The following is a 14699-nucleotide window of genomic DNA, read 5'->3' as shown; positions in this document are numbered from 1 at the left end:
CCCGCCCGTACGCATGCTCGCCGCCGATGCGCAGTCTTGAGCAGGAATTCACCACAGGCATCATTACGCTCACCCTCCAACGGCCGCTCCCCTAGGAGGAATCCGGATCATGGCGGAACGCGCAGAGGTGATCGTCATCGGTGGAGGCCAGACGGGTCTCGTCACCGCCTACTACTTGGCCAAGGCCGGCATTCCCCATCTGGTTCTGGACGGGGAATCGCGGGTGGGCGACGCATGGCGAAATCGCTGGGATTCGCTGGAGCTGTTCACGATCGCCCAGTACTGCGAACTTCCGGGTCTGCGTTTCCCGGGGCGGCGCGGCCGGTTCCCCGACAAAGACGAAATGGCCGACTATCTCGAAGAGTTCGCCAGAACCAACAGGCTGAAGGTTCGCCTCCGCACCGAGGTCACCGCCCTCGACAAACGCCCCGGCGGCGGATTCCTCATCGAGACGAACCAGGGCTCCTTCGAGGCCGAACACGTGGTCATCGCCACCGGCGCGCAGCGGCTGGGCAATGTCCCGCCGGTATCGAAGAAGGTCGGCGCAGAGGTCTTCCAGGTGCACACCGGCGACTACCGCAATCCGAAGCAGATTCCCGGCAGTCGTGTCGTGGTGGTCGGCGCCGCCAACTCGGGTGCCCAGATCGCCACGGAACTCGCGAAGACCCACCGGGTCACCCTGTCGCAGGGTTCCCCGCTGCCGCACTTCGGGCGCCGTTTCCTCGGCATCGGCATTCACTGGTGGGGCGACAAACTCGGCATCATCAAGAAGCCGCTGATCGGCGAGAGGGACCGGCTGCACAAGAAGACGCTACTGGTCGGCCCCAGCCTCAAGACGCTGTCCAAGCGGCACCGGTTCACGCTCGCCGGACGCACGGTCGGAGCCGAAGGCCGTACGATCCGCTTCGAGGAAGGAACCGAGACCGAGGTCGACGCGGTGGTCTGGGCGACCGGGTTCCGCTACGACTTCAGCTGGATAGGCTTCCCGGCACTGGACGAGCACGGCGTACCGCTCCAGGACCGCGGTGTCACCGGCGAACCCGGCATGTACTTCCTGGGCCTCCAGTGCCAGTTCTCGTACGGCTCCGGGCTCATCTGGTGGGTCAAGGACGACGCCCAGTACGTGGTCAGCCATCTCAACGACAGGCGTCGCGCGCGGTCCGGCAAGACCGTCGGCTGATGGCCGGGCCGCCATGGGGGAGGGGCCGGCGGCGCCCTCCTCGCGGCGGCAGGACGTGGTGGGCGATGCGTCTGCTCTGGCACGACCTGGCACGTGGGTTCATCGCCACCGCGGGCATCTTCGGGCACTACACCGCTGAATACCAGCTGCTGATGCGCCCGTACGCCCCCGCCCCGGAAGACCCCCGAAGCACGCTTCGGCCGCCGGAGTCCTCGGCGGGTGCCGACGCGCCCCCCGGCTTGATGAGCGGTCCGCCACCCGGCCACCCCGAGCGGGTCGTCCCCGGCAGCCCGCCATCCGACGAGGAGCGTGATCTCTGGACACGACTGCGCGGCTGATCGTCCGGCTCCCCCCGGACGACGTCAGGAGGCCCGCACCTCGTGGGGTGCGGGCCTCCTGACGTCGGGCCCCTACGCCCTCACTCCTCGAAGTCGTAGTCCAGCGTCACAGCACAGCTTCCGTCGGGCTGCGAGGTGTACCCACCCTTGCCGGTGAGCCCCACCAGCCCCCCGGTCGCCGAACCGGGCACCACAAACCAATCCGCACGGGCCACGCCGTCCAGCCAGCTACCGGTGGCCTGGAGGACAAAGCTGCCCTTCCGCCCGCCCACGGTCCCGGTCACGGTCTGGAGCCCGACGAAGTTCGCCGTGGAGTCGGTGGGATACACCATGAGCGTTTCAGCGGCTCCCTCTCCCTCGATATCCCCGCTGAAGGCGTTGGTGAAATGGGCTTTGGTGAGCTTCGGGGTATCGGGTCCCTCGGCGTAGGGCTTTTCGTCCCAGCTCGTGATCTCGTAACTACCGGCGGCCTTGGCGGTCAACTGAGCCTCCATCGAAAGGGTGGTGGTCATTCCGACGGGTCACCCGCGGCACGTATCCGTCACCACGTCCGGCAGGCATTCCGGCTAAGCCCATCATGCGATCCATGCCCGCAAGTATGCCCATCCCCGACTGCCTGCGTGGGTGATTCAGCCACTGCTGACGCGCCCCCACTGCGACTGCGACACCCGACTCGACACGCCGGACTCCGTCGCCCGGACACGGGCCGAGGCCCAGCGATGAGGTCGGCGCGGTCGAGGTTGCCCTGTTCGCGGAGGCGTCGGTGGCGCGTCCGCTCCGTCTCCGGCAGAGGGCGGCCGTGAGGGGAGTGGGTCATGGCTGCGCCTTCGCGGGATGACTGCGTGCGGGTGCGCGCCGGATGACCCGTGGCTGGTCGGAGCACGCGCGGACGGGCGGACGGCCTTGGCGTCGACCGCCCGGGGGAGCGAGGGGGAACGTGCGTGCCCGGGCCCGATCGGCAGGCCGGCCGGATCGCCCTGTGACCCTCGCCTTTCACATCTGTCTCAAAGGTGCGCCTTCAGGCGCGGCCACGGCCGGGCACCGAGGCGCTCGATGTCGGTGTTGAAGCGCCGCAGATAGGAAGCGAAGGCGGTGATGTCTTCTTCCGGCCAATCGGCCATGACCCGGTCCAGGGAGCGGACTATGTCCTCCCTTTCCTTGTCGAGTACGCGTGTGCCCTCGTCGGTGATGCGGAACTTGCGGGCCATGCCGCCGTCGGGGTCCGGGATGCGCTCCACGAGTCCGGTGCGCGTGATCGCAGCCGTCTGCCGGTTCAGGGTGGAGGCGTCCAGCCCGAAGGCGTCGCTGAGTTCGCCGATCGACATCGGTCCCTGCATGCGAATGCGGCTGAGCAGGATGTAGGCGCTGCGCTCCAGGGCCCCGTCCTTGCGGTGTCTGCCTCGCTGGTTCACGAACGAGTGGCGACTGAGCAGCATCTGCTCGTACTCAACCTCGTGTGTTGCCCGGGCCATGCGCCTGTCGCCTCCTGCCTGTCACCGGGCCGCTCTCGCTCTCGTCCGGCCCGCCCTCCATTCTCTCATAGGCATGCACCATGCATGTAAAGTGCTAGATGCACAATATATGTATGATGCATAACTATCCGTGGTGTTGGGTTCGGCGAAGGTGCGTGCCGGTTTCGACGTGGCCGATGCCGTGCTCGGCCAGCGGGCCGACGCTCAGACCGAGTCGACGGCACTCGGCGAGCAGCCCGGGCAACGCACTCAGCGTCGCTCGCCACGCGCCCGGCGCGCTCCATCCGTCCGCGTCGTGCAGCAGCACGGTGCCACCGCCGGTCAGACCTGCGAGGACCGATGCCCTGACGGAGCGGGCATCGGCGTCCGCCGTCCAGTCCCGCCCCCATGCCGACCACAGCACCGGTCGCAGCCCGGCGCGGCGGGCAGCGGCCAGGCGGCCGCCGGTGAGGATGCCGTACGGCGGTCGGTACCACTGCGGGACGGTCCCGCAGATCCTCTGTACCGCGCCGGCGGTTCGCGTCACCTCCCGTACGTCGCGCAGCGGTGTGGGGAACCAGGGGCGCTTGTGATGCCAGCCGTGCACCGCGACCTCGTGACCACCCGCCACAAGCGCCCGGCCAAGGGCGGGATGACGTTCCAGCGAGTCGCCGACGACGAAGAAGGTGGCCCGCACCCGGTATTCGTCCAGGACGCGCAGGAAGTGCGGCGTGCTGGCCGGGTCCGGCCCGTCGTCGAAGGTCAGTGCCACGTGAGAGGGATGACCGCGGCCGTCCAGCGCGGGGCTGAGGATCCTCCGTACGGGCGGCAGCCAGGTGGCGGCGGGCCCCATGTGCCACGCGGCAGCCACACCCAGAGCGCCGACCACCGCGCCGGATGACACCGCCGTCCGCCCTGCGGCGGAGCGTCCTACCATCGCTGTTCGTCCTTTCCGGAGACCACCGGGGAACTGCTCAGATGCACGCTGGCGAACGCGATGAGGCCGAGCGCCGCAGCCTCCGGCAGCACCCGCCAGCCCAGTTCGATCCGCTCCTCGAACAGCAAGACGCCCAGAATGACGCTCAGCAATGAGTCGCCGAGAGTGAGCGCGGGCTGCGACGCGGCGAGCGAGCCCGCCCGCAACGTGGCTTGCAGCAGCAGGAACGAGCCCAGGCCGACGGCCGCGGCCGCGTAGATCTGCCACGTGGTGAACACCGCCCCGACTCCGCCGGACAGCAAACCGAGGGTGTCCTTGATCAGCGCCGCGGTGAAGGAGAAGCCGATGGCGGTCGCCGACCCCAGCACCGCCGCACGGGCGGAGCCCCGCAACCCCATTCCCACCGTGATCAGCACGATCGACACGGCGGCGGTGGGCACAGCACTGAGCAGCCACCTCTTCGGCGGCACGGTCTCCACACCGCCGGTCGGACTGGCCAGCAGGAGGAAGGCCGCCAGGCCCAGCGCCATACCGAGGAACGCCCCCCAGGTCCGCGCCCCGGGCGGTCGCCGGAAGACGGCCGCAGCCAGCACAGACGTGAACAACAGCTCCGTCGTCATCACCGGCTGCACCACAGCCAGTGGCCCGGTCGCCAGGGCCAGGGCCTGCGCCAGCCCCGAGACGAGCAGCAGTCCCGCCCCCCAGCGCCAGGCCGGCCGGCGGACGAAGCTCAGGCTCCCGAGGCGATGGCTGCCCGTGCGGCCGGGCAGGTCCGCTGCCGCAGCGCGGCGCTGCAGCACGGAGGCCGCCGCGTTCCCGAGCGCGGCGAGCAGCGCCAGTACCACGGAGACGATGATCACGTGTCACCCACCCTGCCCGCGGGTCCGTTGCCGGGGGCCCGCTCAGCCGAACCGCATGGCCAGCTTGCGGAAGAGGTGCGGAGCCATGCCCTGGAGCCGGCCCGGCACGCTCAGCCAGCGCGGCACGGTGATCTCGTCCCGGCGACCGGCGAGCGCCTTCTCGACCGCTGCCGCGACCCGCCCGGCGGGTACCGGCCGTGGCCAGGACCGCGTGTACGGGGTGCCGCGGCGGGTGAAGAACGGCGTGTCCACGGGACCTGGCAGCACCAGGCAGACGTGGACGCCTGTGCCCTGGAGTTCATGGCGCAGGCTCTCCGTGAACGCGATCAGCGCGCCCTTCGTCGCCGCGTAGACCGCCTCGTCCCGTACACCGAACCGGCCGGCGACAGAGCCGATCAGCACCAGCCGGCCCGACCCGCGGGACACCATCTGCGGCAGCACCAGGCGGACGAGGTGGAGTACGGCGCAGACGTTGACACTCACCAGACGGTCCACCGTGCCGGGCGGCATGTCGGTGTACGAGCCCGCCCAGCCGAGCCCCGCTCCGGCAACGAGCACGTCGACTCTTCCGCTGTGAGCCAGTGCCGCCTCGGCCAGCTTGCGGCAGCCCTCCTCGGAGGCCAGGTCCATCGGCAGCGCGGCACCGGCGGTGCGCGCGGCGACACTGCCGAGCCGGCCCTCGTCCCGCCCGTTGAGCAGCAGCTCCCATTGCCCGCACGCCCCGAGCCGTGACGCGATTTCGGCGCCGATACCGGACGAGGCCCCGGTGATCAACACGACCGGCCGCGGGCCGGGGGCGGGCGGACCGGCCGCAACCGACTGCGTCGCGTCGGTCCCGGTTGCGGGGGTGTCGTGGGCTGGGTGGCTCTTGCGCATGGGCTTCCGTCCTCCGGGGCCGCCGACATCCTGATGAAGCACCAGCCTGCAGCGGCCCGTACCGAGTCATCCTTCATGCAACCAGCGCACAGGCAAACGCGCTCGACCGCACCTGGGCTAACGGCCCGCCCGTCCAGTGTTGGCGCACCGGCCGCGATGCGAGGAATATCCAAGAATGGGACGCCGGATTCTGATCGTCAGCGCGAGCATGGGCGCCGGACACGACGCCGTGGCCGCCGAACTGGCCGGGCGGCTGCGGGCCGACGGCCACCTGACCGCACGTGTGGACCTCCTCGACACTCTGCCCCCAGGCGCTGGGCGCGGGCTGCGCGCCGCATACCGCACGGCGCTCCGCCACTGCCCAGGGGCCTACGCGGCGGTCTACTCGGCATTCTTCCGCGACCGCGGAGACCAGCGCGACCGGAACGGCTGGGCGCCGAGCACCGGGCCGCTGGCCGCAGCCCTGGAGCCACGCCTGCGCGACGTCGTCGAGCGCTGGCGCCCGGATGCGCTCGTCTCCACCTTCCACCAGGCTGCCCAGGTCACAGGGCGGCTGCGCGCCCAGGGCGGTGACTGCCCGCCCAGCACGGTCGTGGTCACCGACTTCGCCGTGCACCGGCAGTGGCTCCATCCCGGCAACGACCTGCACCTGTGCCTGACCGAGGCCGTCGCGGCACGCGTCCGTGCCGGGACCGGACGCCCGGCGGAGGTGTGCGGCCCGGTCGTGCCTGCGGCCTTCGCCGCGGCCGCCCACGAGAATGCGGGCGGGCGGCCGTCGCGCTGGGCGCGGGAGTTCGCGCGGCGCGGCCCCGGTCGGCCTGCGGTGCTGCTTTCGGCCGGTGCCTGGGGCGTGGGACAGGGGCTGACTGCCACCGCGCTCCTGCTCGCCGACGCAGGCCACCTCCCGGTGCTGCTGTGCGGCAAGGACGAACGACTGCGGACCCGCGCCGCGAAGTTTCCCGGCGTCCTGGCGCTGGGCTGGGTCGAGGACCTGCCTGAGCTCATGGCGGCATCGAGCGCCCTGGTGGACAACGCCGCGGGGCAGACGGCCGTGCAGGCCCTCGCCGCCGGCGTACCGGTCGTCGGGTACCGGCCGATCCCCGGCCACGGCGCCGAGGGCGTCGGTGCAATGGCCGCCGCAGGCCTCACCGAACACGCTGCCGACACGATCGGGCTGCTCAACTCATTGGACCGGCTGCTGCGCCCCGGTCCCGACCGGGACCGACGGATCGCCGCCGGGCAGGCCGTCTTCACCGCAGACGCGGCCGAACTGGTCGCCTGGTGAGCCCGAGGGGAGAAGCCAGTGAGCCCGAGGGGAGAAGTACGCCAACCGGAGGAATGACTGCGACCGGCCGCGGATGTGGGCCGCCGACGGTTCCTGACTGCGCACGTTCAGCGTGCTGGTGGCTCGGGCCGAGACGGGCGAGGACCTGAACCGGGTCGTCGCGGTGGACTCCACGATCCTGCGGGTCAGGAGGCGCCCGCCGGTGTCGGTGGAGCGCTGCCGGAAGAGTTCGCCCTGCTCGAGCAGCAACAGGGTCGCCATCGACACCGAGTCGGCCAGCTCCGCCGCCCGCGCCGGATCCTCATAAGGGTCGGCGAGCAGCGGCTCAGGGAACCACGACCCGACGTACGCCTCCCGCCGGACGCGGGCCGAGCGCAGTACGTCGATCGAGATCCGTCACCGCAGCCGAGAGGAAGGCCTTGACCGACCTGGGTTGTGTCGGGGAGGCCTCGAAGCGCAGCCAGGTCTCCTGGACCGCATCCTCGGCCTCGCTCACGCTGCCCAGTATTCGGTAGGCGATCGAGAGCAGCAGCGGCCGCTGCTCCTGGAACTCCTGAGTCCTGCTCATGCCGGCTCCTCCTTGAAGCCCTGGCGCCACGAGGGGTAGCGCAGTTGCCAGTCGAGTTCCCGCTTGGCCTTGGCGTTGGAGAAGCAGAGCCCCTCGGTCGTCGTCACCGCCATGTCCCCGGCCGGCAGTCGGGCCAGCCACGTGGGGATGTGCATCGGCCGCTTCGCCCGCGCACGCAGCCAGATTCCGCGTCCAGCCCGTCCATCACCACCCCCTGCGCGCCCAGCTGCTCCACCACGCCCAGCTTGGCCGCGCTCGTCGTCGTCGCCGTCACCTCGTGCCCCCGCGCCGCGAGCTGCGGCACCAGGCGCCGCCCCATCGCCCCGGCCCCGCCCGCCCTGAGTGGGACGGTGCAGGTCCGGCCGGGACTGACCTGCCGCATGTCCCTTCATCGTGATGCGAGTAGCTATTCGGAGGGCGGCAGCAGGGTCCCCAAGGGGCCGAGGTCGAGGTTGAGCTCCTCCATGGTCAAGTCGTACCGGGCGCACAGCTCGTTCATACGGTCGTGGAGGATCAGGAGAGTGGCCCCGAGGCGTTCCTCCTCTTCCTCAGTGAGGTCTCCCTCGTCGACGCGGTGCAGAGCCTGGCGCTCCATGAGCTGTCGCAGGAGTTCGACGAGGGTGAGGACGAGTTTGACCAGGTCACGCTCCACGGTGTCGGGTTCCGCGACGATCCGGCGTGTCGTCCTGTGCGGGGGTTTCTCGTCCTGGGACGTGGCGGGCAGCAGGCGGAAAGCCCGCGTGGCTGCGTCGGCGACCTCGTCGAAGCGACGTCCGGGCCCGCGGTCTTCATTCGGCATGGCCGTCTCGCGGCTGTGGTGTGCCCTCCGCCCAAGGCGACGGGTTCTGCGCGGTGATGGAGACGATGAGCGCCCGCAGGGAGACACGTACAAGGTCGATGCCTGCGATCGACAGCGTGATGTCACCGGTGAGGACCACACCACCGCTGAGGAGGCGGTCCAGCAGGTCGATGAGGGCTATCTGCCGGCCGGGCAGCGGTTCCCTCTCGGCTTCTACGGGTAGCCGGGCAGCCCCGGTCACGGTGACGCCGTCCCCTCCGCGGGTTCGGCATCGGGCGGCGAGGCGAAGGAGTAGGGCGCCCAGGGGCCGGTGACCTCGACGCGCACCGAGTCCAGGCCTTCGGCCGCTCGCATGACGTCGGAAAAGAACGCGTCCGCATGCTCCGCCGGTACGAGGTACGCGTCGTTGACGACGTTCTCCCCGGACCCGACCGAGAGTTCACCCTGCTGGGGCCTGTGCCGGGCCCGGTCCACCGCATGGATACCGGCCGCGGCTTCGACGTTCGCGGCTGCCTGTTCGGCCGCCCGGTAGGCGTCCTCCTGTGTATGCCGTTGTGCTCTGCGACTGCGCAGGTAGGCCCGCCCGGGGCTGAGACCGGGCGCCGGAGCTGTGTCTGCCCGGGCGGCGGTGACCGATATGGGTTCGACGTAGATTTTGACGCCCCACTCGACGTGCGCTGCCAAGCGGGACAGCCGGTCGCTGAACGTGTCCTGGCAAGCGTCGAGCGTCATGGCGACCCGTTCGTCGTCGAGATACACGGTCGCGAGCCGCAGCGGAAGCACAGTGGTATGGGCGGACAACGCCTCAACCACGCTGTGGTGGGCCCTGGCCACCGCCTCAAGCCAGTCCAGGTCCTCAAGATGCCGCTTGAGGGCGTCCTCGTGAAAGTCCTCGGGCGGTACAGGGCTCACCACCGCCGCAACGTCACCACCATGCCGACCGTGGACCAGGTGCACCGGGGCTCGCGCCACGCCTTGAACGCCGGCGAGGACATCCGGCAGTCCATCGGCGTCTCGCACCACGGCATACGTGTAACTGATCGGCTCGGTCATCACTCATCCCGCTTCTTGGGGCGAACCTTGGCCGACTGCCGGCGCTGCGGCGTCGCATGCGGCGGTTTCTCGGTCACGGAACGGCGCTCTTCGGCCGATGGAAGCTCCGCGTCCTCGCGCAGGGCTTCGATCTCCGCGCGCAGGCGCTTGTTCTCCTCTGCCAGCTCGCGACTGCCGTTCGCGCGGGAGGACAGTGACGGATCGTGCTCCCACCAGTCGATTCCCATCTCCTTGGCCTTGTCCACGGACGCGACCAGCAGACGGAGCTTGATGGTGAGCAGTTCGATGTCGAGAAGGTTGATCTGTATGTCGCCCGCGATGACGATGCCTTTGTCGAGTACCCGCTCCAGAATGTCGGCGAGGTTGGCAGAGGACCCCTGGGCGTACTGCGGGGACGACCTGTATGGGAGGGAGCCAAACCTGCTGGCAACGGGTTCTGTCACGGCCTGTCGACCTCGGTTTCCTGGATTCCAGCGCCTGGAAGCAGAACTACGGCGCGGGCATTCTTCAGGTCCACCCCGGGCTGAAGGCCGGGCGCGACCGCATCCTGCCCGCGTGGAGCGACTCCTTGAGCGGCTGCTCGTCGACAGGAGCGCGGACGAGCCCAGCCCGGGTCGGTGAGCCGCCGGCTTCTTGCCGGCGAGACAAGCGATGAGCCAGGCGATCTTGTCCAGCTCGATGCCCGGCGGCCGCGGCCTCCCAGTAGGGCGCCGGTCTTCGCATTCATCATTGCCGAAATCTCGGTCATGTCCTGCGGATCTCCTGGTGCGCTCTGATCTCGTCGAGCCGGTCGAGCAGCTCGTCCTCGCGCTGGTCGAACGTCTCCTCGTCGATCGCTCCTGAGAGGAGCGCCTTCTCCAGCTCCGCGAGCTCCCGCTCGACCGGCCCGGGGTCGTAGTAGTCCCGCTCCGCAGCCTCCACGACACGCTCCACGACCCAGCCCACGCCGCGCACGGGTGCCAGCGGGAGAGTGAGAATCTGAGCGAACAGGCCCATGAGTGCTCCCTACACGAAGCTGTACGGCGGCAGCGGGCCACGCAGCCGCCAGTCGAAGTCCTCGCCCAGTTCGGCAGCGAGGTTCTTCTCCGTGGCAGTGAACCGGTCCTCCCGGCGTCGATCCACCAGGAAGGAGACGTTCAGGAAGTCGTTGCCGGCCGTCTGTGAGGCCCGCTCATCGCGGGCGAGCGGGCGCAACGCCTCGATGACAGCGGCTGCCAGTGCCTCCTGGCGGGCCTGGACCTCGTTCGCCACGAGCTCGCCCAGGGCGAGCGGCAGGTCGGGGTTGTTGTGGCCGGCCCGGATGTCGTCGTTGAGTCTGCGGGCCTCAGGCGACTCCTGGAGGATTTGGCGCAGCAGCGCGTCTTCGTCCTGTGCCGCCTTCAGGTGGTACTCGGCGCACCCCTCCAGCGCGGCCAGCCGTTCCGTGTACCGCTCGGCGTTCTCCTCGAGAACGGCCCGCACCGCGTCGTCGTCAGGGGCCAGCAGACCGAATCGCAGCGGCAGTACGGTGCCCTTGGCCATCAGCCGCTCCTGGACCGCCTGATGTGCACCAACGTCCCGGCGTTTGGCACGCAACCCCTGCGGAGCGTCACTGACGACTGCGCTGAGGATTCCGCCCTGCACCGTACGCAGTTGTGCGGGAGGGTCGCCCACGCCGTTGAGATCGTCCAGGCGCAGCGGATGCGTGGCCGCCGTTATGGCGTACACATACACGGCCATGGCTCAGTCCTCCCGGTGCCGGGAAGCACGGCGAGCCGTCCGGGGGCGGGGCCGCTCCCGCCTCTCTTCGGCTTCCTCGTCCTCGTCCTTGCGGCCCTGCTGCAAGGCGTCGGTGACGGCCTCCATCGCGCCGGTCAGTGCCCCCTTGCTCTTGCCCTTGGCTCCGCCTTCGGTCACTTCGCCCACGAGGTCGGTCAGCTGGCTGGGTGCCTTGCGTCCGGACTCCAGGTCGAGGCGGTTGCAGGCCTCGGCGAAGCGCAGGTAGGTGTCCACACTCGCCACGACGATGCGGGCATCGACCTTGAGGATCTCGATGCCAACCAGCGATACGCGGGCGAATACGTCGATGACCAAGCCGCGGTCCAGAATGAGTTCCAGAACGTCGTACAGAGTGCCGGAACTCGGTCCTTGAGAAATACTGCCTCTGCCCTGCGGCACCACGGTCATGGTGCCCTCCCTTCGCCATCGGCCGCATCAGTGGCTCGGCGGCCCCTGCTCTCGCCCTGCGACCCGACAGCCGGGGACGGCGGTCGTAAAAGGGTCATGCGTGACGGTCGATCTGCCCGCGTGCATAGCGGCGGGTCTGCTCGTACGCCATCAGTTCGCCGTCCTGGTCCAGCGTCACCCGGTAACTCGCCATCACACTGGTGGTCTCGGGGATGCGTTCCAGCTCCATGACCTCGACCTGCGCCTCCCAGCCGTCCTCGGTGGGCTGCACCGCAGAGACGGACTCGGGCGACCTCCCCAGCAGCTCCTCGAGCTGCTCGGCCGCGTACCGCATCGCCTGCGGCGCGGACACGCGGCCAGACCTCGACGAATCACGTTGCACCCGCGGCTTCGTGCTGCGAGCGCTGTCGCTGCGCGAGTCCGTGGCCTTGCTCCGGGACGGCTGCCGACGTTGACCGCCGACGCTCTTTTCTCCAACGGCCATGCTGCTGCTTCTTCGGTAGGAAAGACGGCCTCTGAGCGCTGGGCTTCTCTCACTCTCGCTCAGTCGCTCGGGTTAGCAATACGCAGTGACAGGATATTGGCGCGCTATTCGCGGTCTGCCTCTGTCGAATGTGCTCGTGACCGCCGTTGCTGCGCGCCAGGGCCCCTCCGGTGCCGACATGCTTTTTGCAAGAAAAGGTTGATGTTCGAACCGTTGGGATTCCATGGAGAAACTCGGACGAGTACATGGTTACCGCAGGAAAGTATGCGCTTCCGCGGGAACGCGGTCAGCAGCCATCGGCGCGGTTTCGCCGGTGTCGATCCGACGGCATGGGTTCCGGCTCTTCTGCCGGTGCGTCGAGTACGGCGAGTGTGTCCTGCAGCTCCGGCGAGGCGCGCGACGACCTCGCGCCGGATCTGTTCCGGAACCTCCTTGATGGCGTAGCGGTCCTGGCTGTCCGGTCGTGGATGGGCCGGTTCCGCGGGCACACAGACGCCTTGGAATCGCACGCACCAGACCGCGTCCGCTATCCGATCGAAGGTCACCCGACAGGCTCTCAGTTGCGGGACGCGGTCCGCCTCTCATGGACGCCTCCTTCGCCGCCTGTCCCGGAACGGCGGCCCTGCGACGCCGCTACCGACGCAGCGTTGCGGTGACGCTGTTACGGAGTTTCCTGCACCGGCCGTGCCAGCTCGACATTGAACTGGGCCCCGGCCAGCAGAGCGAGATTGGTGAACCAGACCCAGATCAAGAAGACGACGAGCCCGGCGAGCGACCCGTACAGCCGACTGTACGAACCGATGTGGGTGGCGTACAAGGTGAACCCGGCCGATGCCACGAGCCACAGGGACGCGGCGAGCACTCCGCCGGGCAACCCTCGCCGCAACCCCTTGGCCGCCGCCGGGCCGGTACGGAACAGCACCATGATCAGACAGGCAACGAGGAACATCAGGATGGGCCACTTCAGCATCGTCCAGACCGTGTCACTTGCGTGTGCGAGGCCCATCCTGTGTCCCAGCCAGTGGGCCAACGGCCCGGTCAGCACCAGCGCGAACGCGCTGGTCATCAGCAGCAGGAGCAGTCCGACGGCGCTGGTCACGATGATGTGTGCCTTGCGCAGCGCGGGTCGTGTGTCGCGGACGCCGTACAGGGCGTGCAGAGCACGGCGGAAGACGGCCAGATAGCTGGAGGCGGACCACACGGCGCTGACGGTTCCCGTCGCGACCAGCAGCCATACGGCGCCGCGCTCCTGGGTCGCGGCCTCCAGGGGTTCGCGCAGCGCGGCGCCGGACTCCGCGGGGGCGAAGGCCGTGATGTCGGCGATCAGCACGTCGGTTGCTCGGGGGTTGGCCAGGCCGATGAGGGCGACGGTGACCAGGAGCGCCGGGAGCAGGGCGAGGATGGCGTAGTACGTCAGGGCGGCGGCCCAGTCCGAGAGGTCGTCGTTCCACAGGGAGACGGGGGTGCGGCGCAGGGCGGCCCGGTAGTGGGCCGCCCGCCCGGAGGGTGCGCCCTGGCGGGGGACGCGTCCTGAGGCGGTGGGTGTGGTCTTGCTGGGCACGCTGGTCTCCGGGGGACGTGGTCAGGCACGGCGCGGCCTGGCGGCGCCGGGGGAGGCAGCGGATCCCCCGGGGTACGGACGTCCTTTGCTACCACCTTTTCTCGTGCCTCCGATCATGGGTCGTACTCCTGCCGTGTCCGGGACCACCTGCACTACCGGACGAATCCCCCCCGGCTGCCGCTCTCCGGTATCTCGGGTCCGGGAGGAGTCGGGCCCTGGCCGGGAGGCGGCGGTCGGCGAAGGGTGCGCAAAGGCGCGGCAGCAGCCCGGCAGCCGGGCGACCAGCAGACGGAGCACGAAGCCCGCGCTCTCCTGGCTCAACTCGGCCTCGCCGAGGGCAGGTTGCGAGCGCGCGCCGGCCGGGCTCCGCGCGGCCGGGAAAGCCGCCGGCACGGTTACGCCGCCCCCGGGCCCGAGGCAGCGGCGCCCTCACCCTTCAGTCGGGGGCCCTGATCACCTCCGGCAGCCCGTCGGAAGCCGCCGTGCCTGCCCGCCGAGCACCGGCGCGGGCCGCAGGGGACGCGATGCCATCCGTTGACCCGAAGCTGCGGCGCGCGGACCGATCCGACGGGGCGTGAGGCCTTCGGCACGCCGGGATGTGGCACGGTGAACATGCAGCCAGATGGATCACCGAGAATGGATCACCGAGGAGGAGATTCCGTGTCGAATCCACCGCTTCCCGAGAACGCGATCGCCATGCTGAAGAAGCCCAACCAGGCCGTCATCGCGACGCTTCGGGCCGACGGCCAGCCAGTGTCCACGGCCACCTGGTACCTCTGGTGCGACGGCCGGATCCTGGTCAACATGGATGAGGGCCGCAAGCGGCTCGAATACATCCGCAACGACCCCCGGGTCACGCTCACCGTGCTCGCCGAGGGGAACTGGTACACCCACCTCAGCATCATCGGACACGTCGCCGACGTACGTGAGGACAAGAACCTCACCGACATCGACCGCCTGGCCCAGCAGTACCTGGGCACGCCGTACCCTCAGCGGGACCGCGGCCGGGTCAGCGCCTGGATCGAGATCGACCGCTGGCACGGTTGGGGCACGCTCAAGGAGAACAGCCAGCCCGGCTGACCCGCGCGCCGCGGCGTCTGGCACGCACCGGACGCCGAGCGGGGGCGAAGTCGCAGCCGAG

General features: G+C 69.7%; 19 protein-coding genes and 2 pseudogenes. 4 read left to right on the top strand and 17 right to left on the bottom strand.

Going from position 1 to position 14699, the window contains the following annotated elements:
* Positions 1-109 precede the first annotated feature (109 nt).
* Both OG972_RS03280 and OG972_RS03275 read left to right on the top strand, forming a co-directional pair.
* Positions 110-1180, top strand: a complete 1071-nt coding sequence (locus OG972_RS03280) for an NAD(P)/FAD-dependent oxidoreductase (RefSeq protein WP_266978177.1) — start codon at positions 110-112, stop codon at positions 1178-1180.
* A 65-nt stretch (positions 1181-1245) separates the two neighbouring features.
* Positions 1246-1518: a DUF6059 family protein gene (locus OG972_RS03275; RefSeq protein WP_266978176.1), complete on the top strand. Its 273-nt coding sequence runs from the start codon at positions 1246-1248 to the stop codon at positions 1516-1518.
* 80 nt (positions 1519-1598) lie between these two features.
* Here the strand turns inward: OG972_RS03275 and OG972_RS03270 are convergent, their stop codons facing one another.
* From OG972_RS03270 to OG972_RS03245, 6 genes and pseudogenes are all read right to left on the bottom strand, one after another.
* Entirely contained in the window at positions 1599-2030 is a 432-nt protein-coding gene (locus tag OG972_RS03270) for a DUF3224 domain-containing protein (RefSeq protein WP_266978175.1), read from the bottom strand.
* A gap of 209 nt (positions 2031-2239) precedes the next feature.
* A pseudogene (locus tag OG972_RS03265) lies at positions 2240-2335 on the bottom strand (pyridoxamine 5'-phosphate oxidase family protein); the annotation flags it as partial.
* Between the two features lie 187 nt (positions 2336-2522).
* Positions 2523-2990 (bottom strand): MarR family winged helix-turn-helix transcriptional regulator, encoded by a 468-nt coding sequence (locus tag OG972_RS03260; protein WP_266978174.1) that lies wholly within the window; start codon positions 2988-2990, stop codon positions 2523-2525.
* Positions 2991-3114: 124 nt separating this feature from the next.
* On the bottom strand, positions 3115-3822 hold the full coding sequence (locus tag OG972_RS03255) for a polysaccharide deacetylase family protein (protein WP_266990252.1): 708 nt from the start codon (positions 3820-3822) through the stop codon (positions 3115-3117).
* 77 nt (positions 3823-3899) lie between these two features.
* Positions 3900-4766: a DMT family transporter gene (locus OG972_RS03250; protein ID WP_266978173.1), complete on the bottom strand. Its 867-nt coding sequence runs from the start codon at positions 4764-4766 to the stop codon at positions 3900-3902.
* 42 nt (positions 4767-4808) lie between these two features.
* Positions 4809-5642: an SDR family oxidoreductase gene (locus OG972_RS03245; protein ID WP_266978172.1), complete on the bottom strand. Its 834-nt coding sequence runs from the start codon at positions 5640-5642 to the stop codon at positions 4809-4811.
* 175 nt (positions 5643-5817) lie between these two features.
* On the opposite strand from OG972_RS03245, the gene OG972_RS03240 reads away from it, so the two are divergent.
* A complete protein-coding gene (locus OG972_RS03240; protein ID WP_266978171.1) occupies positions 5818-6927 on the top strand; it encodes a galactosyldiacylglycerol synthase in 1110 nt (369 codons plus the stop codon).
* Between the two features lie 237 nt (positions 6928-7164).
* Here the strand turns inward: OG972_RS03240 and OG972_RS03235 are convergent.
* From OG972_RS03235 to OG972_RS03185, 11 genes and pseudogenes are all read right to left on the bottom strand, one after another.
* Positions 7165-7495 (bottom strand): annotated as a pseudogene (locus OG972_RS03235) (sigma factor); the annotation flags it as partial.
* A complete protein-coding gene (locus OG972_RS03230; protein WP_266978170.1) occupies positions 7492-7650 on the bottom strand; it encodes a hypothetical protein in 159 nt (52 codons plus the stop codon). The pseudogene OG972_RS03235 and the gene OG972_RS03230, both read right to left, overlap by 4 nt.
* Before the next feature lie 251 nt (positions 7651-7901).
* Complete coding sequence (locus tag OG972_RS03225) at positions 7902-8294, bottom strand: gas vesicle protein K (protein ID WP_266978169.1); 393 nt, start codon at positions 8292-8294, stop codon at positions 7902-7904.
* The gene (locus OG972_RS03220; RefSeq protein WP_266978168.1) at positions 8284-8535 is read right to left on the bottom strand and encodes a gas vesicle protein; all 252 of its coding nucleotides are present in this window, start codon (positions 8533-8535) and stop codon (positions 8284-8286) included. Before OG972_RS03220 ends, OG972_RS03225 begins: the two co-directional genes overlap by 11 nt.
* Positions 8532-9347 (bottom strand): GvpL/GvpF family gas vesicle protein, encoded by an 816-nt coding sequence (locus OG972_RS03215; RefSeq protein ID WP_266978167.1) that lies wholly within the window; start codon positions 9345-9347, stop codon positions 8532-8534. The genes OG972_RS03220 and OG972_RS03215 overlap by 4 nt, the downstream gene beginning before the upstream one ends.
* Positions 9347-9790 (bottom strand): gas vesicle protein, encoded by a 444-nt coding sequence (locus OG972_RS03210; protein ID WP_266978166.1) that lies wholly within the window; start codon positions 9788-9790, stop codon positions 9347-9349. Before OG972_RS03210 ends, OG972_RS03215 begins: the two co-directional genes overlap by 1 nt.
* Before the next feature lie 301 nt (positions 9791-10091).
* Positions 10092-10343 (bottom strand): gas vesicle protein GvpG, encoded by a 252-nt coding sequence (locus OG972_RS03205; RefSeq protein WP_266978165.1) that lies wholly within the window; start codon positions 10341-10343, stop codon positions 10092-10094.
* A gap of 9 nt (positions 10344-10352) precedes the next feature.
* Positions 10353-11066 (bottom strand): GvpL/GvpF family gas vesicle protein, encoded by a 714-nt coding sequence (locus OG972_RS03200; RefSeq protein ID WP_266978164.1) that lies wholly within the window; start codon positions 11064-11066, stop codon positions 10353-10355.
* A 3-nt stretch (positions 11067-11069) separates the two neighbouring features.
* Positions 11070-11513 carry a gas vesicle structural protein GvpA gene (locus OG972_RS03195; RefSeq protein WP_266978163.1) on the bottom strand — a complete coding sequence of 148 codons (444 nt, stop codon included), beginning with the start codon at positions 11511-11513 and terminating at the stop codon, positions 11070-11072.
* A gap of 94 nt (positions 11514-11607) precedes the next feature.
* Positions 11608-11997, bottom strand: a complete 390-nt coding sequence (locus OG972_RS03190; RefSeq protein WP_266978162.1) for a gas vesicle protein — start codon at positions 11995-11997, stop codon at positions 11608-11610.
* A gap of 661 nt (positions 11998-12658) precedes the next feature.
* Entirely contained in the window at positions 12659-13558 is a 900-nt protein-coding gene (locus OG972_RS03185; RefSeq protein ID WP_266978161.1) for a YihY/virulence factor BrkB family protein, read from the bottom strand.
* A gap of 660 nt (positions 13559-14218) precedes the next feature.
* On the opposite strand from OG972_RS03185, the gene OG972_RS03180 reads away from it, so the two are divergent.
* Positions 14219-14638: a PPOX class F420-dependent oxidoreductase gene (locus tag OG972_RS03180; protein WP_266978160.1), complete on the top strand. Its 420-nt coding sequence runs from the start codon at positions 14219-14221 to the stop codon at positions 14636-14638.
* The last annotated feature ends 61 nt before the right edge of the window (positions 14639-14699 follow it).

Origin of the sequence: Streptomyces sp. NBC_01669 (assembly GCF_026339735.1) — a bacterium.
GTDB classification, from domain to species: Bacteria; Actinomycetota; Actinomycetes; order Streptomycetales; family Streptomycetaceae; genus Streptomyces; species Streptomyces yanii.
This window is presented reverse-complemented; position numbering and strand designations above follow the sequence as displayed.

Excerpts from the sequence above, each read along its gene's own strand:
- OG972_RS03280 (WP_266978177.1), top strand. The coding sequence starts at position 110 with ATGGCGGAACGCGCAGAGGTGATCGTCATCGGTGGAGGCCAGACGGGT.
- OG972_RS03275 (WP_266978176.1), top strand. The coding sequence starts at position 1,246 with ATGCGTCTGCTCTGGCACGACCTGGCACGTGGGTTCATCGCCACCGCG.
- OG972_RS03270 (WP_266978175.1), bottom strand. The coding sequence starts at position 2,030 with ATGACCACCACCCTTTCGATGGAGGCTCAGTTGACCGCCAAGGCCGCC.
- OG972_RS03260 (WP_266978174.1), bottom strand. The coding sequence starts at position 2,990 with ATGGCCCGGGCAACACACGAGGTTGAGTACGAGCAGATGCTGCTCAGT.
- OG972_RS03255 (WP_266990252.1), bottom strand. The coding sequence starts at position 3,822 with ATGGGGCCCGCCGCCACCTGGCTGCCGCCCGTACGGAGGATCCTCAGC.
- OG972_RS03245 (WP_266978172.1), bottom strand. The coding sequence starts at position 5,642 with ATGCGCAAGAGCCACCCAGCCCACGACACCCCCGCAACCGGGACCGAC.
- OG972_RS03240 (WP_266978171.1), top strand. The coding sequence starts at position 5,818 with ATGGGACGCCGGATTCTGATCGTCAGCGCGAGCATGGGCGCCGGACAC.
- OG972_RS03230 (WP_266978170.1), bottom strand. The coding sequence starts at position 7,650 with ATGCACATCCCCACGTGGCTGGCCCGACTGCCGGCCGGGGACATGGCG.
- OG972_RS03225 (WP_266978169.1), bottom strand. The coding sequence starts at position 8,294 with ATGCCGAATGAAGACCGCGGGCCCGGACGTCGCTTCGACGAGGTCGCC.
- OG972_RS03215 (WP_266978167.1), bottom strand. The coding sequence starts at position 9,347 with ATGACCGAGCCGATCAGTTACACGTATGCCGTGGTGCGAGACGCCGAT.
- OG972_RS03205 (WP_266978165.1), bottom strand. The coding sequence starts at position 10,343 with ATGGGCCTGTTCGCTCAGATTCTCACTCTCCCGCTGGCACCCGTGCGC.
- OG972_RS03200 (WP_266978164.1), bottom strand. The coding sequence starts at position 11,066 with ATGGCCGTGTATGTGTACGCCATAACGGCGGCCACGCATCCGCTGCGC.
- OG972_RS03195 (WP_266978163.1), bottom strand. The coding sequence starts at position 11,513 with ATGACCGTGGTGCCGCAGGGCAGAGGCAGTATTTCTCAAGGACCGAGT.
- OG972_RS03190 (WP_266978162.1), bottom strand. The coding sequence starts at position 11,997 with ATGGCCGTTGGAGAAAAGAGCGTCGGCGGTCAACGTCGGCAGCCGTCC.